Below are 23202 nucleotides of genomic sequence, written 5' to 3'. Positions count from 1 at the left end.
CACGTTGAGGCCCATGAAGCCGTTTTCCGCAAGCAGCTTCAGATTGGCGAGAAAGGCCTCGCGGCCCTCACCCTTGTCCAGTTCCTCGGCCAGCGGCGCGATCCTGTCCTCGGCGAGCTTTCGCGCCGTGTCCTGGATGAGATACTCTTCCTCGCTCAATGAAAACTGCATCTGCGTCCTTTCCGGGCAATGGTGGCAACCGGGGGCCACGGCCGCTACGATCAATCATGACGACAGCAAACTCATACGGGCAGGCTCCGGCCGTGTCCACGCCGGAGAGGACAACGGCGAATGCAACCGGAGCGAGCGGCATCGGCCTGGACGCACCGTGGCCGGCGTTGCGCCAGCGCCTGCCGCGCCGGTTCCTGCGCCGGCTGCTGCTTCTGTTGCCGCCGCTGGCGGTGCTCGCGGCCGCAGTCCTTGCCGCGGACTGGGCGGAGGAACGCTCGCGCGAGCGCAGCGATGCGGGTGCCCGCGAGCGGTTGACGCTCTACCGCGAGACGATCCTGCGCGAATTGGAGAAGTACCGTTACCTGCCCTATATCGTCGCCCGCGATCCGCGCGCCGTCGGGGTGCTATCCGATCCGGCCGAGACGGATGCCGCCAACCGCTTCCTGAAGGATCTTGCTGCCACCACCGGCGCGGACGCCCTTTATGTGATGGACGGCAAGGGCCTGACGGTCGCTGCCAGCAATTTCGACACGGCCAATTCGTTCATGGGCCGCAACTACGCATTCCGCCCCTATTTCCAGGCGGCTCTCGACGGTGAGGAGGGGCGCTTCTTCGCCGTCGGCGCGACGACCGGCGAACCCGGCTTCTTCTTTGCCCGCTCCACCCCGTCCGGCGTGCAGCCGCGCGGCGTCGTCGTCGTCAAGGTCGACATGGACCGGCTGGAACGCAACTGGCGCGAGGGCGGCGAGACGGTGATCGTCACCGACGTCCACGGGGTCGTCTTTCTCGGCACCCGCGATGACTGGCGCTATGCCTCGATCGCGCCGCTCGACGACATGGTCGTCGCCGCCATCCGTTCCGATCGCCAGTACGGCGGTGAGCGGCTGCAGAGCCTGCAGGAGGGACCGGCGCATGCCACGGACCTCACCATCGAGGGAACGGCCTACCGGCAGGCGCGGCTCAGGGTTGGCCTGCTCGACTGGTCGATCCACTACTTCACGCCGCTCACCGAGGTGCGGGCTCCGCGCGGGACGGTCTGGGCAGCTGCCTTCGCGCTGATTCTGGTCTATGCGGTCGCTCTGCTGTTCCTGCGCAGCAGGCGGCTCGGCCGGGTGACGGCGGGCCTGCGCCAGGACGCGGCCGGCCTGCGCGATCTTAACCGGCGCCTTGTCGACGAGGTCGAGGAACGCCGCCGCGTCGAGCGCGAGTTGCGCGAGACCCAGGCGGATCTGGCGCGGGCGAGCCGGCTCGCGGCGGTCGGCCAGATGTCGGCGGCGGTGGCGCATGAGCTCAACCAGCCGCTGGCCGCGCTTGGCATGTTCGTCTCCGGCGCCAGGCTCTATCACCAGCGCGGCGAGGCGGCGGAAGTGCTTGAGAACCTCGACGAGATCGATGCCCTGCGCCTGCGCATGGCAAGCCTGACGCAAGAGCTCAAGCGTTTCGCCCGGCCAGGAGAATCGCGCATCGAGACGGTGGATTTGCGGGAATGCCTGAAGACCAGCGCCAAGCTGGTGCGGCCGCGCATCGAGGAAACCGGCGTGGCGCTGCAATTGCACATCACCTCCGCCGACCTGCTGGCGACGACGGCGCCGCTCAGGGTCGAGCAGGTCCTGGTCAACCTTATCCGAAACGCCATAGACGCCTGCCAGGGCGAACCCGAGCCGCGTGTCGAGGCACGTGCCTGGAGCGAGGGGACGACAGCGATGATCGAGGTCGCGGACAATGGCGCCGGCATTCCCGAAGACTTGCGCGAGCGAATTTTCGAGCCCTTTTTCACGACCAAGCCCGCGGCCGCCGGCCTTGGTCTGGGACTTGCGATTTCGGCCAGGATCGTCGAAGACCTCGGCGGCGGCCTGAGCGTGCGCGAGGGGCGGTCGGGCGGGGCCTGTTTCGTGCTGTCGCTGCCGCTTGCGCGTCAATGAAGGCTGGCCCCGAAACGGGAGGCCCGTCCGCGTCACGAGGCAGGGATCAATGAGCAGGGACACGGAGACGATATCGGGAACGACACCGGCCGAGACCGGCCGGACGCCGGTGCTGGTCGTCGACGACGACCCGTCCATGCGCGCCGGCCTGCGCCAGTGGATGCGGCTGGCGGGCTTCGAACCGGTCGAGGCCGTCGACGCGGAAGCCGCGCTCGCGCGGATAGATGCGGCATTTCCCGGATGTGTCGTCTCCGATGTGCTGCTGCCCGGAGCCAGCGGTGTCGATCTCCTGCGCCGGGTGAAGGAGATCGACGGCGAGTTGCCCGTGGTGTTGATGACTGGTCATGGCGATGTCCCGATGGCGGTCGAGGCCATGCGTCAGGGGGCCGCCGACTTCATCGAAAAGCCCTTCGACCCCGATCTTCTGGCCGCTGTTGTCCGCCGCGCGGTCGAGCGTCGCCGCCTGGTGCTTGAAAACCGCTCCCTGACGCGGCGTCTCCAGGATCTGAACGGGCTTGCGGCACGGTTGATCGGGGAATCCGCGCAAATGCGCGTCCTGCGCGAGCAGATCACCCACTTCGCCGCGACCGACGCCTCGGTGATGATTGTCGGCGAGACGGGGACCGGCAAGGAAGTCGTGGCGCGCGCCCTGCACGACCTGTCGGCCCGCGCCGGCGGTCCGTTCGTTGCCCTGAACTGTGCCGCCCTGCCGGAGACCATGGTCGAGGCGGAACTCTTCGGCCACGAGGCCGGCGCCTTCACGGGAGCAGGCCAGGCGCGCCCCGGCCGGATCGAGCAGGCAGAGGCGGGTGTGCTCTTTCTGGACGAGATTTCGGCGATGCCGCTGGCGTTGCAACCCAAGCTCCTGCGCGTCCTGCAGGAACGGGAAGTCGACAGGATCGGCGGGCGAGGCACCACACGGGTCGACATCCGCGTTGTCAGCGCCGCCAACATGGATCCCCATCGCGCGGTCTCGGAAAACCTGCTGCGCCAGGATCTGCTCTACAGGCTGAACGCCGTCGAGATCCGCATCCCGCCACTGCGCGAGCGCGGTGGCGACGTCCGGCTCCTTTTCGACAGTTTCGTGAACCGCTTCGCCTCCGACTACGGGATCGAGCCGGCGCCTCTTGCTGCGGATGATGCCGCCTTCCTGCTCGCCCATGAGTGGCCGGGCAATGTGCGCGAGTTGCGCAACGCGGCGGAACGCTACGTCCTCAACACGCCGATGGGTGCCCCGGCGTTGCGGGCACTGGCGGGCGGGGCGCAGGAGGTGGCGGACAGGCAGCCGCACGGGCGCCTGCGCGACCTGATGGAGGGCTATGAGCGGCGGATCATCGCGGATGCGTTGCGCCGTCACGGCGGCAGCGTCGCGGCTGTTCTGGCCGAGCTGGATCTGCCGCGGCGCACGCTCAACGAGAAGATGACCCGCCTTGGCCTCACGCGCGGGGACATCGATCCTTCGGCGGATGCCTGAGGCGATCGGCAAGATATTGCCGACGCTCCATGCCGCATCGGCAATATCTTGCCGGAAGGGGCGTGCTGTCCCGGCTGCCCGTTAATCATTTGTTGAGGAGTGGCGCGGGTTGCGCGTGTCCGCGACAAACTGGCATGGTGCTTGCCACTGGTATTGCAATCGTCGGCCTGGGAGGGCTGGCGAGGATTGCAAGACAGGTCGCGACGGGCCAACCCGCGGGGCCGGAAATATCCTTGGGAGGACTGACATGAACATTGCCCGCAAGCTGGCCGTGCTCGGCACGGCCACGATTCTCGGCTTTGGCTTTGCCAGCGAGACCATGGCGCTCGAGTGGAACGTCTCCGTCTGGGGCAAGCGCCGCGCCTTCACCGAGCATATCGAGAAGCTCGCCGAGCTGGTCAGCGAGAAGACCAATGGCGAGTTCACGCTTAATCTCGCCTATGGCGAGGCGCTGTCCAAGTCGCGCGAGAACCTCGACGGCATCTCCATCGGCGCCTTCGAGATGGCGCAGATCTGCGCCTCCTATCACGAGGACAAGAACCCGACCCTGACCGTCATCGAGCTGCCGTTCCTCGGTGTGCCGGACCTGCCCACGCAGATCGAGCTCGACAAGGCGATCTATGCGCACCCGGCGGTCGTGAAGGACCTGATGCGCTGGGATGCCAAGCTGCTGATGTCCTCGCCGATGCCGCAGTACAATTTCGTCGGCAAGGGCGATGTTCCGACCAAGGTGTCGGACTTCGAGGGCATGCGCGTGCGCGCGCTCGGCGGCATCGGCCAGGCCATGCAGACGATCGGTGCCGTTCCGACCACTGTGACCGCATCGGAGACGTTCCAGGCGATCGATTCCGGCACGGTGCGCGCGGCGTCCTTCGCGCCTCATGCCCATCTGTCGTTCAAGACGGTCGAGGCCGGCAACTGGTGGACCACCAACATGAACCCCGGCACGGTCAGCTGCCCGGTTGTCGTCAGCGCCGCCGCCTACGACGCGTTGCCGGACAATTTCCGCGAAGCGCTGGACGGCTCCGTCGACGCCGCTCTGGACCACTATCTTGCCACCTACGACAAGGTCTACGAGAAGTGGTACCCGACGCTCGACGAGATGAAGATCGAGAAGGTCGAGTTCACCAAGGAGGAGCTCGATGCGTTCAAGGAGAAGGCCGGCAAGCCGCTCTGGGACGCCTGGGTTCAGAAGATGAATGCCCAGGGCATTCCCGGTCAGGAGCTTCTCGACCTGGCGCTGTCCAAGCTCAACTGATCACGCGCTGATGCAACGGGTCGTCCGGAGAAATCCGGGCGATCCGTCGCGCGGTTTGCACGGGCTATGCTGCCGGCGCCGTGTAACCGGTGATCTGCCCAGACCCTAGCAACCGTTTCACCGCTCGGAACGGAACCGGTGCATCAGGCCCAGCCTGCGATGCCGGTTTCCGAAGGAGGTGAGCCAGCAGACCACCGCTTGGCGCGGAAGAATGCTGGAAACTGCCGGACGAGCGGCCCCACGGCCGGAGTTAGCCATGACATCGCCATCCGCACCAAGCGGCCGGCCGGGCACCTATATCCGTTTCGACGGATGGCTGCGCGGTCTGGAAAACGCTTTCAATCTCGTCGCCGCCGGCAGCATCCTGCTGCTGATGCTGTTGGCCGTTGTCCAGATCATCGGTCGCAACGCCTTCAACTGGCCGGTGCCGGGTTTCATCGACATCACCGAACAGGCCATGGCCGTTTTCGCCTTCATGGGCATTGCCTACTGCCAGCGCGTTGGCGGCCACATCCGGATGGAATTGCTGCTCGGCAAGCTCTCGGGCCGCGCCATGTGGATCGCCGAGATGATCGGCGTCACCGGCGTCTGGATCGTCGTCGCCGCGCTCATCTACGGCTCCTGGTTCCATTTCGAGCGCTCCTGGTCGTTCGGCGACAGCACCATCGACATCGGCCTGCCCACCTGGCCCTCCAAGCTGGTCATCCCGGTCGCGCTGTCCCTGCTGCTGCTGCGCCTGACGCTGCAGCTCTACGGATATTGGCGGTTGGTCAAAGACCCCTCGGCCGAGCCGCTCGCCGTTCCGGTGATCAGCGATGTCGAATCGGTTGCCAAACACGAGATCGAGGAAGCGCTCGGCGACGATGCGAACGAGACCTCCGGCAATGAAGGAACGCGCCGATGACCCCCTTCGATATCGGTCTCATCATGACCGGCCTTCTGCTGGTTCTCGTCGTGCTCGGCATGCGGGTCGCCTTTGCCGCCGCCCTTGTGGGCACGCTCGGCCTGATCGCCATCTTCTCCATGCGCATGGGCTTTGAGCGCGGTGTGGTCACTGCGTTGAAGATGGCCGGCACCATTCCGCATTCAAAGTCGGTCACCTACTCCTTGTCGGTGTTGCCGACCTTCATCCTGATCGGCTTTCTCGCCTTCTATGCCGGCTTCACCCGCCAGCTTTTCGAGGCGGCCAAACGCTGGCTCGGCTGGCTGCCCGGCGGCATGGCGGTCGGCACGGTCTTCGCCACCGCCGGCTTTGCCGCCGTCTCCGGCGCTTCCGTGGCGACCGCCGCCGTCTTCGCCCGCGTGGCGATCCCGGAAATGCTCGCGGTCGGCTACTCCAAACGCCTGTCGGCGGCCGTCGTTGCGGCTGGCGGCACGCTTGCCTCGCTGATCCCGCCTTCGGCGATCCTCGTCATCTATGCGATCCTGGTCGAGCAGTCGGTGGCGAAGCTGCTGCTGGCCGGTTTCCTGCCCGGCATCTTCTCCGCGCTGGTCTATGTTCTCATCATCATCGGCATGGCGATGTGGAAGGGCGATGCGCCGGCGGTCGGCGGTTTTACCTGGAAGCAGCGTTTCGTCTCGGTTCCCGGGACCCTGCCGATCATCGCCGTCGTGGTGATCATCTTCGGGTCGCTCTACTACGGCTACGCAACGCCGACGGAAGCCGGCGCGCTCGGCGCCTTCGTCGTGCTGGTTTCGGCCTTCGTCAACGGCATGCGCGGCAAGCAGCTCTGGCAGGCCCTGCACGAGACGGCGAAACTCACGGTGATGATCTTCACCCTGATCTGGGGCGTGCTCGTCTATGTGCGCTTCCTCGGTTTCGCCGGTCTTCCCGACGCGTTCGAGCAGTTCATCGTGTCGCTGCACTTCTCGCCCTGGCTGATCCTGATCCTCATCCTGTGCGTCTATGCGCTGCTCGGCATGTTCATGGACGCGATCGGCATGCTGATCCTCACCCTTCCGGTGGTCTATCCGGCGGTGATGGCGCTGAATGGCGGGGAAAACGTCGCGGCGGCGGACAGCGCCTTCGGCATGTCCGGCGAAATGTGCGCGATCTGGTTCGGCATCCTGGTGGTGAAGATGGCGGAACTCTGCCTGATCACACCGCCGATCGGGCTGAACTGCTTCGTCGTGGCAGGTGTGCGCGACGACATTCCGGTGCAGGAAGTGTTCCGGGGCTGCACGCCCTTCTTCATTGCCGACATCCTGACCATCGGCGGTCTCGTCGCCTTCCCGGCGATCATCACCTTCCTGCCGTCGATCATGTAGAAAGCGGCAGACGGAAAACGACGAAGGGGCGCTCTCGGGCGCCCCTTTTTTGTTGTCCGGCACATGCACTCCGAAAGCGTGTCTCAGAACAGCGAGCCCTGTCCCTTGCTCTCGGCCTTTGCCGTCTTGCCGCTTTTTCTGGCGCGGGGAGCTGCGGGCTGCGGTGCAGGGGGCGCCGCGCCACCATCTCCCGCGATGGCGGCAAGCCGCGTCTCGTCGCCGAACTCGATGGAAAGCGCTGCTCCGGCCGCAACTCCCGTCGCCGAACGCAAGGGCTCGCCGTCATTGCCGCGAACCAGCGCATAGCCGCGCCCCAGCACGTTCTTGTAGGACAGGCTTTCGAGCAGTTTCACCGTGGAGGAGAGCCGTGCCCGCTCGCTCGCGAGCCGCTGCAAATGCGCCCGCCGCGCCCGCGCCTCGAGCCCGGCAAGCCGCTCGCGCCCCAGCGATACGCCGCGCGACAGGGCATGGGGGGACAGCCGGGCGGAGGCGGCATCGCAGCGTCCGCGCTTGTCGCGAAGCCCGGCGCGCAGGGCCGGTGCAAGCCGTTCCCCGTATGTGTCGAGCCGTTGCCGGGGCAGTGCCAGGAGGTCGCGCGGGGAGGGCAGCGCGGCGGACGCTGCCCTGAGTTCGGTGCGCCGCCCGGCAATCAGCCGGAGCAGGCCGGAGATGGTTCGCCGGGCAAGGTCATCCAGCGAGGCGATCAATTCGCCGCGCACCGGCACGGCAATCTCGGCGGCTCCCGTCGGGGTCGGCGCGCGCAGGTCGGCGGCATGGTCGATCAGGGTCCAGTCGGTCTCGTGACCGACCGCCGAGACAAGCGGGATCTGCGAGGCCGCCGCGGCGCGCACGACAACCTCCTCGTTGAAGCCCCACAGGTCCTCGATGGAGCCGCCGCCGCGCGCCACGATGATGAGGTCGGGACGCGGGATTGCCCCGCCCGGCAGCAGGCGGTTGAAGCCCTCGATACCGTTCGCCACTTCCCGTGCCGAGGTTTCGCCCTGCACGCGGACCGGCCAGACCAGCACATGCAGCGGGAACCGGTCGGAGATCCGGTGCAGGATGTCGCGAATGACCGCGCCGGTCGGCGAGGTGACAACCCCGATGACGCGCGGCAGATAGGGCAGCGGGCGCTTGCGCGCCTCGGCGAAGAGGCCTTCGGTGGCGAGCTTCTTGCGTCGTTCCTCGAGCAGCGCCATCAGTGCGCCGATGCCCGCCGGCTCGATCGAATCGATCACCATCTGGTATTTCGACTGCCCCGGGAACGTGGTGATCTTGCCGGTGGCGATCACTTCCAGTCCCTGCTCGGGCTGGATCTTCAGCCGCGAGGCCTGGCCGCGCCAGATGACGCCGGAGAGCACCGACTGGGCGTCCTTGAGATCCAGATAGATATGGCCGGACGCCGGACGCGAGATGCGTCCCAACTCGCCGCGCACGCGCACATAGCCGAACGTGTCCTCCATCGTGCGCTTGATCGCGCCGGAAATCTCTGACACCGAGTATTCGGCAATGTTGCTGTCGTCGGACAAGGTTCGTATCCATTCGCTGTCTGGTTCCTGCGAGGGGACCGCACCCGGGTCCCGCCGTCAAGGCCGCGTGCCCGCAAGTCCACGCAAGCTTTGAGGACCGGTTCCCCGATGCCCCGCTACGAATTTCGCATGCAGCGCCTTTTCGTCGAATCCGATCTCGGGCCGGGCGCGTCGCTGCCGCTCGACCGGGCGCAGTCGAATTATCTCCTGAACGTGCTGCGGCTGAAGGATGGCGACGAAGTGCTGCTGTTCAACGGCCGGGACGGCGAGTGGCGGGCGGCGATCCGCCAGGAAGGACGCAAGCAGGCCTCCCTGGTCGCCAGCGAGCGCACCCGTGCGCAGGCGCCGCTTCCCGATCTCCACTATCTCTTTGCGCCGCTGAAGCATGCGCGCCTCGACTACATGACGCAGAAGGCGGTCGAGATGGGAGCAGGTGTCCTGCGACCCGTTGTCACCCGCCACACCCAGTCGGCGCGCGTCAATCTGGAGCGCATGCGTGCCAACGCGGTCGAGGCCTGCGAGCAATGCGGGGTGCTCGGCCTCCCGCAGATCCGCGAGCCCGTCTTGCTGGCGGCGCTTCTTGACGGGTGGGAGGCATCGGAGCCGGGCCGCCGTCTCGTCTTCTGCGACGAGGGCGAGGCCAGCCAGAACCCCCTCGACGCGCTTCAGGGCGTTGAACGCGGCCCGCTTGCCGTGCTGATCGGGCCGGAAGGCGGCTTTTCTGAAGACGAACGCGTCCTCCTGCGCAGCCTTCCTTTCGTCACGCCGATGCCGCTCGGGCCCCGGGTGCTTCGGGCCGACACGGCGGCGGTTGCCGCGCTTGCCGTGGTTCAGGCTCGGCTCGGCGACTGGCGCTAGGTGGCTTTTCGGCCGCGATCAAGCCCCGATCATTGATCGATCATCACAAAAAAACGCGTTTGTTTTGATCCGACCGCCTGAGTAAGGTGCGCGCCAACAGCGCGAAGGAACCCATCTTCATGGCCCGCGATACCATTGATTCGACCCCAGTATCCGGGGTTGCTGAACTTGCCGCTACACTTGAGGCGGGGTGCAAGCCGGAAAGCGATTTCCGCATTGGCACCGAACACGAGAAATTCGGATTCAATCTCTCCGACAATTCCCCCATTCCCTATGAGGGTCCGCGCGGCATCGAGGCGGTTCTCAAGGGCATGGAGGGGCTGCTTGGCTGGGAGCGCATCGAGGACAACGGGCTGATCATCGGCCTTGCCGATCCGGTCGGCGGCGGTGCCATTTCCATCGAGCCGGGCGGGCAGTTCGAGCTCTCCGGCGCGCCGCTGGAGAACCTGCACCAGACCTGCCGCGAGACGAACTGCCATCTTGCCCAGGTGCGTCAGGTCGCCGAGCCGCTCGGCATCGGCTTCCTCGGCCTTGGCATGACGCCGACATGGGCCCGCGCGGACGTGCCGGTGATGCCCAAGTCGCGTTACCAGATCATGACGCGCTACATGCCCAAGGTCGGCTCACTCGGCCTCGACATGATGTATCGGACCTCGACCATCCAGGTGAATCTCGACTTCTCCTCGGAAGCCGACATGCGGGCCAAGATGCGCGTCGGGCTGGCATTGCAGCCGGTCGCCACCGCGATCTTTGCCAATTCGCCCTTCACCGATGGCAAGGTCAACGGCTTCAAGTCCTTCCGCGCCGAGATATGGAAGGACACGGACAACGACCGTTCGGGGCCGCTGCCGATCGCCTTCCAGGACGGGTTCGGTTTCGAATCCTATGTCGAGTGGGCGATCGACGTGCCGATGTATTTCGTCAAGCGCGGCAGCACCTATCACGATGTGACCGGCACCACCTTCCGCGCCTTCATGAATGGCGAGCTGGAAGGAGTGATTCCCGACGCACGGCCCACGCTGGGCGACTGGAACAACCATCTGTCGACGCTGTTCCCCGACGTCCGGTTGAAGAAGTATCTTGAGATGCGCGGCGCCGATGGCGGTCCGTGGCGGCGGATCTGCGCGCTTCCCGCGCTCTGGGTCGGGCTCCTTTATGATCAGGGCATGCTCGACCAGGCAGGCGAGATGATCCGCGACTGGACGCAAGAAGAGCGCGTGCAACTTCGCGACGAGGTGCCGCGCCTGGGGCTCGAGACGCCGTTCCGCAACCGCACCGTCCGCGATCTTGCAAAGGACATGGTGGCGCTGTCCCGCGAGGGGCTGAAGCGTCGGGCCCGCCTCAACGACGGCGGCCAGGACGAGCGGGTCCACCTGGCGGCGGTCGAGGAGACGCTGGCAAGCGGCATGACGCCGGCCGACGTGATGCTGCGCCGCTATCACGGCGAATGGGGCGGAGACCTCTCGAAGGTTTACCAGGCCTACGCCTATTGAAACCTGCTCCGTGCGGACGGGCCATTTGACCCGCCCGCACGGACGTCGGAAGATGCGTCAATCCAAGCGGAGAGGCGTATCATGACCGACCGATTCCCGAACTTCGGCGCCTTCGATCCGGCCTCCGTCAGCGAGGTCATGCAGCGCCAGTTCGGCTGGGGCGACGCCGATGTCGCGCGGGCCGCCGAGGCCTTGATGCCCGCCGCCCTTGCCGGAATGCGCCGCTATGCTGCCTCGCCATCCGCCTTCGAGGCGCTGCTGGCCTTCATGCCGGGGCCCGGGCGGGTCACCGCCATGCCCGGACCGGACAGCCTTGTCGGCGAGCCCCTGGCCTTGATCTTCGGTCCGGCCGAGGTCCAGCGCTCCGTTGCCCGCTACGTATCCGAGCAGACCGGGCTCGAACTTCCTGGCATCGAGACGATGATGCCGGTGGTGGCGACGCTGGCACTCGGTCAGGCCGCCCGCAGGTTTACCGTCGGTCCGGCGCGGGAACTGCTCGACGCTTTCCTTGCCGGCTATGCGCGCGGCCGTCCGAAGCCCGTCCCCAATCCGATGCGGATGATGGCGCCCTATACGGAGGCGATGCGCTCCTTCTGGGATGGCTATCTCGGCCTTTTCGACCGCCCCGCGCCGGACAGCCAGGATGCGGCCGTCCCCGGACAGGCTCCGCCGGACGAGACGCCGGCCAGCGAGACACCGGCCAGCGAGACCGGGGCCGGCGTGTCTGCATCCGACGCGGCTGGAACGGAGAGCGTGGGGGCGCCGGCCGGGGGCGACACCGGAGAGGGAGAGGGCGGCGAAGACGGGGCGAAGCTCGTCGAGACCTGGCTCTCCTTCGGCCGCGATATCCAGGAGCAGCAGATCCGCGGTTTCGAGGCCTTGTTCGACCGCGCATCGGAGCGTTCGCAAGACAGCTGACCACGTCGCACACGTCCCTGTCGCGCAGTCAGGCAGGACAGTATGCCCTTGCTTGAAACAAAAAAGCCCGCCTCCGGGGAGGCGGGCAAGGTGCGTCGGCGAGGGGCCGACAGGGCCTCGGCACGGGGCGGTGGGAGAGGGTCTTCAACCCGGCCCGGCGCCAGAGAAGGTCAGGAAGGTCGGGCAACTTCTACCGGCGGCGCAACCTGCGCGTCGCCAGTGTCGAGTTGCGGCGTTCATTGCGCAGGCGCGCCAGTTGCAGGCTCGGATCCATGTAGTCGCTGCCATGAAGCGAGGCGGCGACGTCGCTCCGCGTCACGCCAAGATCGGCAAGCATGTGCGCATCGAGCTCGAGCAGTCCGGCAACGGCCTTCCGGTTGCGATAGCGTCGCCATGCGCTGGCCAGCGCAAGATGGATGCTGGACGCGGCGGCAGCGGCAACCGCGCTCGCGGAGAAGCGGTAGGATCTGGCAGTCTGGGTATCGCATGCCTGTGTCATGGCAACACTCTCCTTTCCGGCGCCCGGGATTCCGGGGCCTGGTATTGGCTGGCGACGGGGGCGTCGCCTCTGGTCGTTTCGTATGAGAAGAAATTAAATCCGGGAGATAGATTTAACAAACGAATGTTTTAGATGGATATCAATCTGCATTTGTGATGTATTGTCCGTCATCAAAACCGAGGCAGCGCCCGCAAGGGTTGCGTGAGCGAGGATCACCCGTCATGGCCCATGCACTCGATATCGACCAGTTGCGTACCTTTCTTGCGATTGCCGAGCTTGGCAGCTTCACAAAGGCCGCCGATGCGGTGAACAAGACCCAGTCCGCCGTTTCCATGCAGATGAAGCGCCTGGAGGACCGGGTGGAACGGCCGATCTTCGTCAAGGACGGGCGGCAGTCGCGCCTGACGGAGGACGGCCATCGCCTGATCGAGTTCGCGCAACGCATGATCCGTCTCAACGACGAGGCGATGACTGCCTTTGCCGAGCCTTCGATCGTCGGCCGCGTCCGCCTCGGACTTCCCGACGACTATGCCGAGCGGCTCCTGCCGCAGGTACTGGCCGCCTTCGCCCGTCTCAATCCGGCCATCGAGATCGTCGTGCAGTGCCAGGGTTCGACCCTCACCGGTGACATGATAGAGCGCGGCGACCTCGACCTTGCCATCGTCACCTCCGGCGATTGCGTCAAGGTGCATGGAGAGGTGATCCGCCGCGAGCCGCTGCATTGGGTCGCTCCGGCCAACATGTGCATCCATACGGAGGATGTGGTCCGCCTTGCACTGGGACCGACAAGCTGCGCCTGGCGCACGCAGGCCGTTTCCCTGCTCGACCGGATGAATCGCCGGCATGTCATCTCCTACACCTCGTCGAGCGCCGCCGCCCTGATCGGCGCCGTCCAGGCGGGGCTTGCCGTCGCCGTCCTGCCGGAAAGCGCGATCCGCTCCGGCATGCGTATCCTCGGCGAGAGCGACGGCTTTCCGATGTTGCCGCCCTGCGACATCACGATGATCCGCGCTGCCACCGCGACCGATCCCGTGCATGATGCGCTGTGCTGCCACATCCGTGCGGCGATCGGCAACGTCGCGGCTGAACTGATGGCGGCCGAATAGGCTCAAGCAGCCTCAAGCGAACAGGATCAGCCGCGCGCCTTGCCGGTGCGCAGCACCAGCAGGTTTCCGGCGAGCACGCAGGCAAGACCGGTCAGCGCCGCCGCACCCCAGTGGAAATTCTCCAGGACGGTCGATACCAGCAGCGCCACGACCGGGAACATCACGGTCGAATACCCGGCCCGCGCCGACCCGATGCGGCCAAGCAGCGTCAAGTAGCAGGCGAAGGCGACCACGGACGCGAAGACGGAGAGATAGACCATCGCGCCGAGATAGGTCGGCGTCCATTCGATGGCGAAGGACGCGCCCCGCGCGCTGGCGAACAGCCCCAGGAAGACCGCGCCATAGACCATGCCCCAGGCGCTTGCCGAAACGATGGAGATGCCGTCCCGCTGGTTCGCCGCCGAGACCATGTTGCCAAGGCAGAACGAAAGCGTTCCTCCGATGCACAGGGCAAGACCCAGCAGACCTTGCGCATCGAAGCCGGCGCCGTCCGCCTGACCGGCGATCTGTGGCCAGAACAGCAGCGCGATGCCGGTAAAGCCGAGCACGCCGCCGACGAGCACGCGTCGGCTGATCCGCTGGCGGAAGATGACGAAGCCCAGGATCATGTTGAAGATCGAGGTCAGCGAGAACACCACCGACAGGAGGCCGGAGGGAACATACTGGCCGCCATAGTAGAAGAGCGTGAAATTGGTCGAGAAGATGAACAGCCCGAGGCCCGCGAACCGCAGGTGCGTCGTCGCCGGAAAGCGCAGTCGCGCGCCGCGCGCGAGTGCCCAGCCCATCATGATCGCGGCCGCCACGACGAAACGCCAGAACACCGAAACTTCCGGCGGGACAGTGCCGAGTTGCAGCTTCAGCGCGTACCAGGAAAATCCCCAGGCGATCACCGTCAGGCCGTAGAGGCCGAGGTCGGCAGGGGTCATGGAGGGGGCGTCGCGCGTCGGCGCGCCGGTGGCGAGCGAAGTCATGGGTGCCGGAAATTCCTCTGGGGATCAGGCACACAGCATGGCCCAACCGGTTCATGCGGACAAATCATGATTGTTGACGCAATCCATGCCGCTTATTGATGGATCGGATCGTACAGCCTTGCTCGCCTGCGCCGGCTCAGGCGCGCCCGCGCGACCGCCAGCGGGAACGGAGCCCTTCCGACGTCAGATAGACCAGACCGAAGAGATAAAGCCCCGTGAGCGAGAGCATCGTGACGATCAGCAAGGGATAGCCGACCCATATGACGGCAAGCAGCCAGAGCGCGATGACGTTCAGCACGAAGGCGAGGCGTTCGGCGTAGCCGCCCAGCCGGGCGCTGCGCAGGAACGCGCCGAAAACGGGAATGTATTCGAGAAGGCGGATGAGCCTGTTCGTCATGGGGTGTCCGTCCTGTTGTCGGGGCGCCCGGCCGGCCGCGACTGGCGGCCTGCCCTCCGCGGGCGCGAGTGCGGCACATTAGCCGCAAGGCCTGCGCCCTGTGATGCGACGGCCTGTCCCTGCGACAATCTCGACCGGCGGCCGGGTGCGGCACCCGGGAGGTCAGACTGACGCGCTTTCGTGCCAGCGCGGCTGGTAGCCGGCGGCGAGCACCGACACGATGGCCGGCGGAGTGAGAAGCTCCGCCATTGCATCCGGGGCCGTCCCGGTCGCCGGTGCGTAGCCGTCGAAGCTCCAGCCAAGCAGGCGGCCCTTAAGGGGAGTGACGACCGTGTCGCCGATGCGGGCCATTGCCCCGTCCGGCAGGGTGCCGAGCCGCACCGGAGGCCGGCCCCCGGTTCGCTCGTCATGCAGCCTGGCGTCCATCTCGGGCGCGCTTGGCGGCAGCTGGTTGCCGCCTGCCCGGGCCCAGGCCTCGCGAAAGCGCAGCGCGTCACGGCGCCGGCATTCGAAACAGGGACGATGACCGGCGGCGAGCGCCGTCACCTCGTCCAGGAAGAAGAACTCCGTGTAGCCGGCGCCCATCACGCTGCGATGCCGGTTCTTGAAGGCGATTTCGCAGCAGATCCATGCGCGCGAGCGCCAGCGGGCCCGGCCAAGCGTTCGTGTCTCGGGGTTGTGCAGCCGGCCGCCGCGATTGCCCATCAAGGTGCCGCGCGCTGTCACCGCGTGGAACGTGCCGTCCGGTGCGACCCGGTTCCGCAGCGGCACCGGCTCAGCCCAGCCGCCAGTCCTCGGTTTCCACGCCCTTGTCGCGCAACTGGTTGACGCGGTCGTTGGAATAACGCTGGAAACCTTCGCCTTGATGCGCGCCGCTGCGCACCCATTCGAAGAAATGGTAGAAGTAGAAGGGCGGGAGATAGCCCTGGATGCGGGCGAGTTCCGCCGAGCGCCCGTCCTTGCCCTCCACCGCCTCGATGCTCTTTGGAAAGAAGACGATCGTCGGTGTGAAATTGACCAGCCAGCGCCGCGCCAGGGCCCGCTCTTCCATCGTCTCTCCGTCGAAATCGGTGGTCTCGCGGGCGCCAAAGAGGTCAAGCTGGATGAAGGCGAAGTTGTCCTTCAGATAGGGGAGGTAGTCCTCGCGCGCGAGGTTGATCTCGTGGGTCTTCCGGCAGAACGGGCAGCCGCCCTGCTCGAACATCACCACGAGATGCTTGTCCGCCGCCTGGGCCTCGGCGAGGTCCTCGCCGAGATCGAGAAAGCTCTCGACAAACCAGTCCTGCTTGTAGAGCCCGTCATCGCCAAGGGTTGCCGCGCGGGCTTGGCGGGCGGTGCCCGCAGACAGGGCCGCCGCCGTGCCGGTGGCCAGTGCGCCAAGACCGAAGTGCCGTCTCGTGATCATGATGTCTCCTCCCGACATATTCCGGGTCGGGAATGTATCAGGTCTTTCGCACCTTGCCATCCGGCGAAATCGCGAGGGCGGGCCTTTCAGGCGTCGCCGACGACGAGAATGTGCAGCGCTCGCGGGCCGTGCGCGCCGAGCAGCAATGTCTGCTCGATATCCGCCGATCGGGACGGGCCGGTCACAAGGTTCACCGTGCGCGGCATGACGCCCTTGCCGTGTATCTCCCTGACGCGATCCCATAGCGTCTCGTAGTCGCCGGCGATGTCCGCTGCCCGCAGCACCACGATGTGATGCTCGGGAACGAAGTTCAGCGTCGTCGGGTTGTCCGGTCCGGATGTCAGCATCAGGGTTCCGGTCTCGGCAACACCGCCGAGAGCGTGCGAGACGCTGGCCATGTCGTCGGCCTGTGCCGGACCTTGCGCCACTTCCAGATGCGCCTGGCCCTGCCAGGGAAGGTCGGCAAGGCGGGCATCGGCGCCGGTGCGGATCCGCGCCGGCAGGTTCTTCGATTTCAGATAGTCGCTGACCGCGGCCGGAATATCCGCCGTGTCCGGAAGCCGGGCGATGCTTGCCTGCACCTTCTCCGCCATTTCGCAGAAGAGGTCGATCCGGGCGGCGGGTTCAAGCTGGCCGCGTGCGGGGATCAGCCCGCGCGGGCTGCGCTGCAACCGGTCGGTGACGGCGGCCCGGCGTGCGGCGTCGTCTCGTCCCCGTCCCATGGCGGCGCGCATCTTGGCCAGGATGGCGGTTCGTGCATCGCTCATCGAGCACCCCTCCTGCTGTTGCCGTGTCGTTTCGCCCATTGCGCCTGGAATGTCCCGCCCTCGGGGGCGGGCAGGTCACGATGGCGCGTCCAGCCGCCGGCAAGCGGCATCGACCGGAAACGCCCGCGTGCGCGGCCCATGAACCCGAGCGTGCCGATGGCGGCCCGGGTGAGCGCCTGATAAAGCGCCGGGCGCTTGGCGAAAAACGCCCAGAGCCCGAGCCCGTAGCGGGCCGCGGCCGGATTGAGGTTGCGGGAGAATTCCCGCTCGCGCCAGTGCCGCATCATCTTTGGCAGGGGGATCCGCATCGGGCAGACGCTTTCGCAACGCCCGCAGAAGGTGGAGGCGTTGGGCAGGTGGCCGGACTGGTCGACGCCGATCAGCGAGGGCGTCAGCACCGCGCCCATAGGACCCGGGTAAACCCAGCCATAGGCGTGCCCGCCGACGGCGTGATAGACGGGGCAATGGTTCATGCAGGCACCGCAGCGAATGCAGCGGAGCATGTCCTGGAACTCCGTCCCGAGCATCGACGAGCGGCCGTTGTCGAGAAGCACGACGTGATAGTCTTCCGGCCCGTCGGGATCGATGTCGCGGCGCGGCCCGGTGGAGAAGGTCGTGTAGACGGACATGTCCTGCCCGGTGGCCGAGCGCGCCAGCACGCGCAGGATCTGCGACACGTCCTCCAGCGTCGGCACGATCTTCTCGATCGAGGCCACCACCACATGCGTCTTCGGCAGGGATTGCGTCAGGTCGCCGTTGCCTTCATTGGTGACGATGACCGACGTGCCCGTCTCGGCGACGAGGAAATTGGCGCCGGTGATGCCGATATCGGCCTGAAAATACTTCTCGCGCAGCACGGCCCGGGCTTCGCCCAGCAGCGTCGTCGGTTCCTCGAGATTGCGGTCCGGGTCGAGATGGGTGTGGACGCGGCGGAAGTCGGCCTCCACCTGGTCCTTGTTGACATGCACGGCCGGCGCGATGATGTGGCTCGGGTGCTCGCCGCGCAACTGGATGATGTATTCGCCCAGATCCGTCTCGACCGGCGCCACCGAGTGTTCCTCGAGAAAGGCGTTGAGGCCGATCTCCTCGGTGATCATCGATTTGCCCTTGGTCACCGTGCGGGCATTCTTCTGGCGACAGATGTCGAGGATGATGCGCCGCGCGTCCTCCGCCGTCTCGGCCCAGTGCACATGGCCGCCGGCCGCTTCCACCTTGTCGGCATAGGCCTCCAGGTAAAGGTCGAGATGGGCGAGTGCGTGGTCCTTGATGTCCCGCGCGTTGTCGCGGAGCCTGTCGAATTCGGGCAGGGCCTCGGCCGCGACCGCACGTTTGGCGATGAAACCGGTTCGCACATGGCCGAGCGCGCGCTGGAGAGGCGCATCCGCAAGCGCCTCGCGGGCATTGGCCTTGAACGCCGGGGAGGTGATCTCAACCACGGGGCTCTCCTTCCTCGTCGATCAGTTTCTCGACGATCACCGTGTCGCGCCAGCGGCCGTCGAGCTTGCCGTGGCGGATATGGATGCCGACCTCGCGAAAGCCGAGACTGCGGCAGAGCGCCAGGCTGGCGGTGTTTTCCGGGAAGATCCGCGACAGCAGCTTCCAGGCGCCGTTCATGCGTGCCGTCTCGATCAGACCGGCAAGCGCCAGCCGGCCACATCCCTTGCCCCGGGCATCACGGCGAACATAGACGGAAAACTCCCTGACCCCGTCGTAACAGGGGCGGGCGCTGTAGGGGAAAGCGACGGCGTAGGACACAATGCCGCCGCCCGCATCCTCGACGACCACAAGCGGATGGCCGGCATCGAACCAGGCTCCGACGGTGTCGGCATCGCGGTGTTCGGTCTCGAAGGTCGCGACCCGGTCATCGATGCCCTGGTTGTAGATCGCGGCGACCGCCGCCGCATCCGCCCGGCGACCGGCACGTGCGGTGAAGGGCATTGCGGCCAGGGCATCCGCAGCGAGTGCATCTGCGGCTGGGGCGTCCACGGCGGGGGCGGGGGGCGTCATGGTTCAGCCGCGCCTCTTCTCGCCGATGGCCGGCTGGTCGGTCATGCCGGCAAGCACCTCGGCGACATGCCGGACCTCGACGGCGGAACCCTCGCGCTTCAGCTTGCCCGCCATGTTCATCAGGCAGCCGAGATCGCCGGCCAGCAACAGCGATGCACCGGCCTCGTCGATCGTGCGTGTCTTCTCGCTGACGATCTTGTTGGAGATGTCCGGATACTTGACGCAGAACGTGCCGCCGAAGCCGCAACACACGTCCGAATCCTTCATTTCCTTCAGTTCAAGCCCCTCGACGGAGCTCAACAGTCGGCGCGGCTGTTGCCGGATGCCGAGTTCGCGCAGGCCCGAACAGCTGTCGTGATAGGTGACCGTCCCATCGTGATGCGCGCTCACCTCGGTAACGCCGAGCACATCGGCCAGGAAGCTGACGAGCTCGAACACCTTGGCGGAGAATGCCTCGGCGCGGGCGCGAGCCCCGGCATCGTCGTCGAACAGCTCGGCATAATGCTTCTTCAGCATCCCGGCACAGGAGCCCGACGGGGCGACGACATAGTCATAGTCTTCGAACGAGCGTATGACACTTTCCGCGATCGCGCGCGCATCCTTGCGGTCGCCGGAATTGAAGGCCGGCTGACCGCAACAGGTCTGTGCGGCCGGCACGTCGACGCGGCAGCCGGCATCTTCCATGAGCTTGACCGCGGCGAAGCCGACGCTGGGCCGGAACAGGTCGACGAGGCATGTCACGAAGAGGCCGACACGTGGCGCCTTTCCGGCCTCGGGTCGGCCGTCGGGGTTTGGCTGCGCGTCGTGCTGCGCGTTGGTTGTCATGTCGTGGTGGCTTCCTCTGTCGAGCGGCGCTGCGGTCGGCGCCTTTTGCTGTCGTCCTGTTCGCTCTCGATACGTTGTTCGAGCCGCAGGGCCGAGACGTTGTTCCAACTGCCCGTCCGCGCCATCGCATGGGCAATCTGTTCGACATAGTCGATATGGGCGCCGGCTGCCTCGGTGGCCGCGGCCGCATCACCGGACATCACGGCCTCGTAGATTGCCCTGTGCTGGGCAAGCAGCCGCTCGCGCGATCCCGGATAGCGGTAGAGCTGGACGCGGCTGTAGAACACCCCGTCGGCAAGCAGCCGGTAGCAGGAGCGCAAGGTGTGCAGCAGCACGATGTTGTGTGCGCTCTCGCCGATCGCCTGGTGGAACTCGACATCCAGTTCCGCCTCGGTGTCGAAGTTCTCGCTGTCGTGGGCGAACTCCATGGCGTGGAAAATGCGGCTGATGATCTCGCGGTCGGCCTCCGTCGCACGAAGCGCGGCCAGGCGCGTTGTCATCCGCTCGATCTCGCGGCGGTATTCGAGATAGTCGGCGATAGCCGGCGGGTGACGGCGCACCAGCTCGACGATCGCATCGGAGAAAACCGTTCCGATGACATCGGCGATGAACGTTCCGCCGCCATGACGCGTGACCAGCAGCCCGCGCTCCTCCAGCGTCTTGATGGCGTCGCGGAGAATTGGACGGGAGACGTCAACTTTTTTGGCCAGGTCCCGCTCGGCGGGCAGCCGGTCGCCAGGGCGCAGCACGCCCTGGAGGATGAGCTCCTCGACCTGGTCGACAACCGAATCTGCCGTCCGGTTGTGTTGGATCTTTCGGAATACCATTGTCCCGTTCGTTTTTATTGCAGCGCCAATGAATTATATTGCATTGCAGCAAGTAGCGTTCGCTCCCGGCGCGGACCAGCAATCTATTCTGTGTTGCGTTGAGTGGTCAATATTGTTATCCAGTTAGGGCGAGGTGATTGCTCCGGTTGGGAGGCCGGGGGGAGCATCGTTCGCTCCGGATGGAGAATGAGACATGTCTGCGCCTGACCGGGCGGCGTCGGTTGGGCTGGATTGAGGTGTGTCTCGGAACATGTCCGAGCGGATGGTTGTCGCCTTGTGCCGACCCGCTGCGAATTGGGACCGCGGCGGTTTGACGAGCGTGCGGGCAAACGCCCGCATGTCTGTTCCTAGGGAGGACATCAACGTGAAATCATTTCTTTCAGCAGTTGCCGTTACGGCGTCTCTTGCGGTAGGCGCGGCTTCGCCGGCCGTCGCGCTCGACAAGCTCGACTGGGATCTCCAGTCGACATATCCGGGCTCGCTCACGCAGCTCGGCACGCTCGGAAAGCTCGTGTCGGAGCGTCTTGCCGCGGTATCCGGCGGTGAGATCAACCTGAAGTTCCAGGAGCCCGGCGCGATCGTTCCGGCGCTCGAGGCTTTCGATGCCGTGTCGTCGGGCGCGGTGCAGGCTGCATGGTCGACCCCGGGCTACTGGACCGGCAAGGACAGCTCGCTGGCGCTTTTCGCGGCCGTGCCGTTCGGCCCGAGCGCTCCGGAATACGTCGCATGGCTGAAATTCGGTGGCGGCCAGGAGCTGCTTGACGAAATCTACGCCGCGTATGGCATCAAGTCGCTGGTCTGCGCCGTGATCGCTCCCGAGGCCGCCGGCTGGTTCCGCAAGGAGATCAACACCGTCGACGACCTCAAGGGCCTGAAGATGCGCTTCTTCGGCCTGGGTGCCAAGGTCATGCAGAAGCTTGGCGTCTCCACGCAGCTTCTTGCCGGCGGCGACATCTTCCCGGCCCTCGAACTCGGGACCATTGACGCGACCGAGTTCTCCATGCCGGCGATTGATCTGAAGCTCGGCTTCTACCAGGTGGCGAAGTACTACTACTTCCCGGGTTGGCATCAGCAGTCGACCTTCTTCGACCTGATGATGAACAAGGCCGAGTGGGACGCTCTCGACGACCAGACCAAGTCCATCTTCGAGACCGTCTGCGACGCCAACATGATCTATGGCATTGCCGAGGGCGAGGCGATCCAGTCCGCAGCGCTTGCCGAGTTGCAGGGTCAGGGCGTCAACATCAAGGAATGGGATCCGGCCATTCTTGAGGCGCTCGAGCAGGCCTGGGGTGAAGTGGTCGAGGAAGAGAAGGCCGCAAACCCGAATTTCGTCAAGGCCTGGGACTCGCTGAGCAAGTTCCGCGAGGAATACAAGGTCTGGGCTGACGTCGGTTACTTGAAGAAGTAACCCGGCCGACAAGAACCGATCGCGCGGCCTTCGGGCCGCGCGATGCTGCGCGCATGGTGCGGGTGGTGCAACGTCCGGTCTGCAGCCGCTGTTCGCTTCGTCTCGCGATACCCCAGTCGGGAGTAAGGTTTTCATGTCAACTCTGCTTTGCCTTGCCGGCATTGCGCTGTCCGTGGTCGCGCTGTTCGGGCTGGGCGTTCCCGCCTACGTTCTCTGCCCGGTCGCCTTCGTTGTCAGCGCGATTGGCGGTCTTGCCCGTGGCCGGCTGTCGCTGGCGATGGCCGGAATGGTGCTGAGCGCTTTCGTTTTCGCCATCACGTCGGATGGCATGACGTCCCTGCTGACGTCGCTCGACGTCAATCCGCGCAGCTTCTTCCGCACCTATGACGGTTTGTCCGGCCTGATCGGTGCCCTCCTGATCCTCGGGCTGACCCTGTTGATGGCGCGGCGTCACGCTCCGCAGGGCTACGAGGCCATGCTCGGTGCGTCCGATGACATCGACAGTGTGGTCAACGGCATCGGCAAGCTGGCCTCCTGGCTCTTCGTGCCGATGATGATCGTGATTTTCTACGATGTCAGTCAGCGCAAGCTGCTCGATTTCGACAACTCGATCATCGATTCGGTCTTCTATTTCGACAGCACCAAGCTGCAGGAGCTCGAATGGCACCTGCATGCCACGCTGTTCCTGCTCTGCCTCGGCTTCGGTTATCGCTATGACGCCCATGTGCGCATCGAACTGATACGCGACCGGCTGCGCCAGCGGACCCGTGTGTGGATGGAGTTGGTCGGGATCATCTGCTTCCTGCTGACCTACTGCTACCTGACGGTCGAGTTCGGCTGGGTCTTTGCCTCCAAGTCCTACCAGATCGGGGAAGTTTCAGCGGCCCAGACCGGGCTCAGCCACCGGTGGATCATCAAGGGGATGCTGCCTGTCGGCTTCGCGCTGCTTTTCGCGGCCGGGGTTTCGGCTGCCTTCAGATGCGCCGTCTTCCTGTTTGGCCCGACTTACCTGAACGAACGCTCTGGCGACTACGCAGGCACCCATCATGCGGACCTGCCCAAGGATGTCGTCACCAACGGGCCGATAACGGATTGA

The 23202-nt window shown here is 65.8% G+C and carries 23 protein-coding genes; 11 read left to right on the top strand and 12 right to left on the bottom strand.

The features are described from left to right. The coding region (locus ACN0T5_RS13610; protein ID WP_417769145.1) for an acyl-CoA dehydrogenase family protein at window positions 1–171 on the bottom strand (171 nt) is incomplete at its 3' end. A gap of 56 nt (window positions 172–227) precedes the next feature. On the opposite strand from ACN0T5_RS13610, the gene ACN0T5_RS13605 reads away from it, so the two are divergent. From ACN0T5_RS13605 to ACN0T5_RS13585, 5 genes are all read left to right on the top strand, one after another. Beyond that, entirely contained in the window at window positions 228–2093 is a 1866-nt protein-coding gene (locus ACN0T5_RS13605) for a sensor histidine kinase (protein WP_417769142.1), read from the top strand. Between the two features lie 49 nt (window positions 2094–2142). Next, window positions 2143–3567: a sigma-54-dependent transcriptional regulator gene (locus tag ACN0T5_RS13600; RefSeq protein ID WP_417769141.1), complete on the top strand. Its 1425-nt coding sequence runs from the start codon at window positions 2143–2145 to the stop codon at window positions 3565–3567. A 247-nt stretch (window positions 3568–3814) separates the two neighbouring features. Next, complete coding sequence (gene dctP / locus ACN0T5_RS13595) at window positions 3815–4825, top strand: TRAP transporter substrate-binding protein DctP (RefSeq protein ID WP_417769140.1); 1011 nt, start codon at window positions 3815–3817, stop codon at window positions 4823–4825. 256 nt (window positions 4826–5081) lie between these two features. Further along, window positions 5082–5729 carry a TRAP transporter small permease subunit gene (locus ACN0T5_RS13590; RefSeq protein WP_417769139.1) on the top strand — a complete coding sequence of 216 codons (648 nt, stop codon included), beginning with the start codon at window positions 5082–5084 and terminating at the stop codon, window positions 5727–5729. Further along, complete coding sequence (locus tag ACN0T5_RS13585) at window positions 5726–7093, top strand: TRAP transporter large permease (protein ID WP_417769138.1); 1368 nt, start codon at window positions 5726–5728, stop codon at window positions 7091–7093. The genes ACN0T5_RS13590 and ACN0T5_RS13585 overlap by 4 nt, the downstream gene beginning before the upstream one ends. 83 nt (window positions 7094–7176) lie before the next feature. On the opposite strand, the gene xseA is transcribed toward ACN0T5_RS13585, so the two are convergent. Next, the gene (gene xseA / locus ACN0T5_RS13580) at window positions 7177–8622 is read right to left on the bottom strand and encodes an exodeoxyribonuclease VII large subunit (protein WP_417769137.1); all 1446 of its coding nucleotides are present in this window, start codon (window positions 8620–8622) and stop codon (window positions 7177–7179) included. Between the two features lie 108 nt (window positions 8623–8730). Between xseA and ACN0T5_RS13575 the strand changes: the two genes are divergently transcribed. The 3 genes from ACN0T5_RS13575 to ACN0T5_RS13565 all read left to right on the top strand — a co-directional run bounded on the left by ACN0T5_RS13575 (window position 8731) and on the right by ACN0T5_RS13565 (window position 11891). Then, entirely contained in the window at window positions 8731–9480 is a 750-nt protein-coding gene (locus ACN0T5_RS13575) for a 16S rRNA (uracil(1498)-N(3))-methyltransferase (protein ID WP_417769136.1), read from the top strand. A gap of 119 nt (window positions 9481–9599) precedes the next feature. After that, a complete protein-coding gene (locus ACN0T5_RS13570; protein ID WP_417769135.1) occupies window positions 9600–10973 on the top strand; it encodes a glutamate--cysteine ligase in 1374 nt (457 codons plus the stop codon). A gap of 81 nt (window positions 10974–11054) precedes the next feature. Continuing rightward, complete coding sequence (locus ACN0T5_RS13565; RefSeq protein WP_417769134.1) at window positions 11055–11891, top strand: DUF937 domain-containing protein; 837 nt, start codon at window positions 11055–11057, stop codon at window positions 11889–11891. 190 nt (window positions 11892–12081) lie between these two features. On the opposite strand, the gene ACN0T5_RS13560 is transcribed toward ACN0T5_RS13565, so the two are convergent. After that, a complete protein-coding gene (locus ACN0T5_RS13560) occupies window positions 12082–12390 on the bottom strand; it encodes a DUF1127 domain-containing protein (protein ID WP_417769133.1) in 309 nt (102 codons plus the stop codon). Window positions 12391–12611: 221 nt separating this feature from the next. Here ACN0T5_RS13560 and ACN0T5_RS13555 point away from each other — a divergent pair, with 221 nt between their 5' ends. Further along, entirely contained in the window at window positions 12612–13496 is an 885-nt protein-coding gene (locus tag ACN0T5_RS13555) for a LysR substrate-binding domain-containing protein (protein WP_417769132.1), read from the top strand. Window positions 13497–13522: 26 nt separating this feature from the next. On the opposite strand, the gene ACN0T5_RS13550 is transcribed toward ACN0T5_RS13555, so the two are convergent. From ACN0T5_RS13550 to ACN0T5_RS13510, 9 genes are all read right to left on the bottom strand, one after another. After that, window positions 13523–14467 (bottom strand): DMT family transporter, encoded by a 945-nt coding sequence (locus ACN0T5_RS13550; protein ID WP_417769131.1) that lies wholly within the window; start codon window positions 14465–14467, stop codon window positions 13523–13525. Window positions 14468–14603: 136 nt separating this feature from the next. Continuing rightward, entirely contained in the window at window positions 14604–14864 is a 261-nt protein-coding gene (locus tag ACN0T5_RS13545) for a hypothetical protein (RefSeq protein WP_417769130.1), read from the bottom strand. 162 nt (window positions 14865–15026) lie between these two features. Then, entirely contained in the window at window positions 15027–15635 is a 609-nt protein-coding gene (locus ACN0T5_RS13540) for a hypothetical protein (protein ID WP_417769129.1), read from the bottom strand. A 4-nt stretch (window positions 15636–15639) separates the two neighbouring features. Beyond that, the gene (locus ACN0T5_RS13535) at window positions 15640–16269 is read right to left on the bottom strand and encodes a thioredoxin family protein (RefSeq protein ID WP_417769128.1); all 630 of its coding nucleotides are present in this window, start codon (window positions 16267–16269) and stop codon (window positions 15640–15642) included. Between the two features lie 86 nt (window positions 16270–16355). Then, window positions 16356–17036 carry a LutC/YkgG family protein gene (locus tag ACN0T5_RS13530; RefSeq protein ID WP_417769127.1) on the bottom strand — a complete coding sequence of 227 codons (681 nt, stop codon included), beginning with the start codon at window positions 17034–17036 and terminating at the stop codon, window positions 16356–16358. Further along, window positions 17033–18472 carry a LutB/LldF family L-lactate oxidation iron-sulfur protein gene (locus tag ACN0T5_RS13525; protein WP_417769126.1) on the bottom strand — a complete coding sequence of 480 codons (1440 nt, stop codon included), beginning with the start codon at window positions 18470–18472 and terminating at the stop codon, window positions 17033–17035. Before ACN0T5_RS13525 ends, ACN0T5_RS13530 begins: the two co-directional genes overlap by 4 nt. After that, window positions 18465–18974, bottom strand: coding sequence for an arsinothricin resistance N-acetyltransferase ArsN1 family A (locus ACN0T5_RS13520; protein WP_417769125.1), 510 nt, complete (start codon window positions 18972–18974; stop codon window positions 18465–18467). The genes ACN0T5_RS13525 and ACN0T5_RS13520 overlap by 8 nt, the downstream gene beginning before the upstream one ends. A 72-nt stretch (window positions 18975–19046) precedes the next feature. After that, window positions 19047–19868 carry a (Fe-S)-binding protein gene (locus ACN0T5_RS13515; RefSeq protein ID WP_417769124.1) on the bottom strand — a complete coding sequence of 274 codons (822 nt, stop codon included), beginning with the start codon at window positions 19866–19868 and terminating at the stop codon, window positions 19047–19049. Then, window positions 19865–20695 (bottom strand): FCD domain-containing protein, encoded by an 831-nt coding sequence (locus ACN0T5_RS13510; RefSeq protein WP_417769123.1) that lies wholly within the window; start codon window positions 20693–20695, stop codon window positions 19865–19867. Before ACN0T5_RS13510 ends, ACN0T5_RS13515 begins: the two co-directional genes overlap by 4 nt. A 364-nt stretch (window positions 20696–21059) precedes the next feature. Here ACN0T5_RS13510 and ACN0T5_RS13505 point away from each other — a divergent pair, with 364 nt between their 5' ends. Continuing rightward, window positions 21060–22106: a TRAP transporter substrate-binding protein gene (locus ACN0T5_RS13505; protein ID WP_417769122.1), complete on the top strand. Its 1047-nt coding sequence runs from the start codon at window positions 21060–21062 to the stop codon at window positions 22104–22106. Window positions 22107–22239: 133 nt separating this feature from the next. Then, window positions 22240–23202, top strand: a complete 963-nt coding sequence (locus ACN0T5_RS13500) for a TRAP transporter small permease subunit (protein WP_417769121.1) — start codon at window positions 22240–22242, stop codon at window positions 23200–23202.

Origin of the sequence: Stappia sp. (genome assembly GCF_048261845.1) — a bacterium.
Lineage (GTDB): Bacteria > Pseudomonadota > Alphaproteobacteria > Rhizobiales > Stappiaceae > Stappia.
Note: the sequence above shows the minus strand (reverse complement) of the source record. Positions and strands in the feature narration are given on the sequence as shown.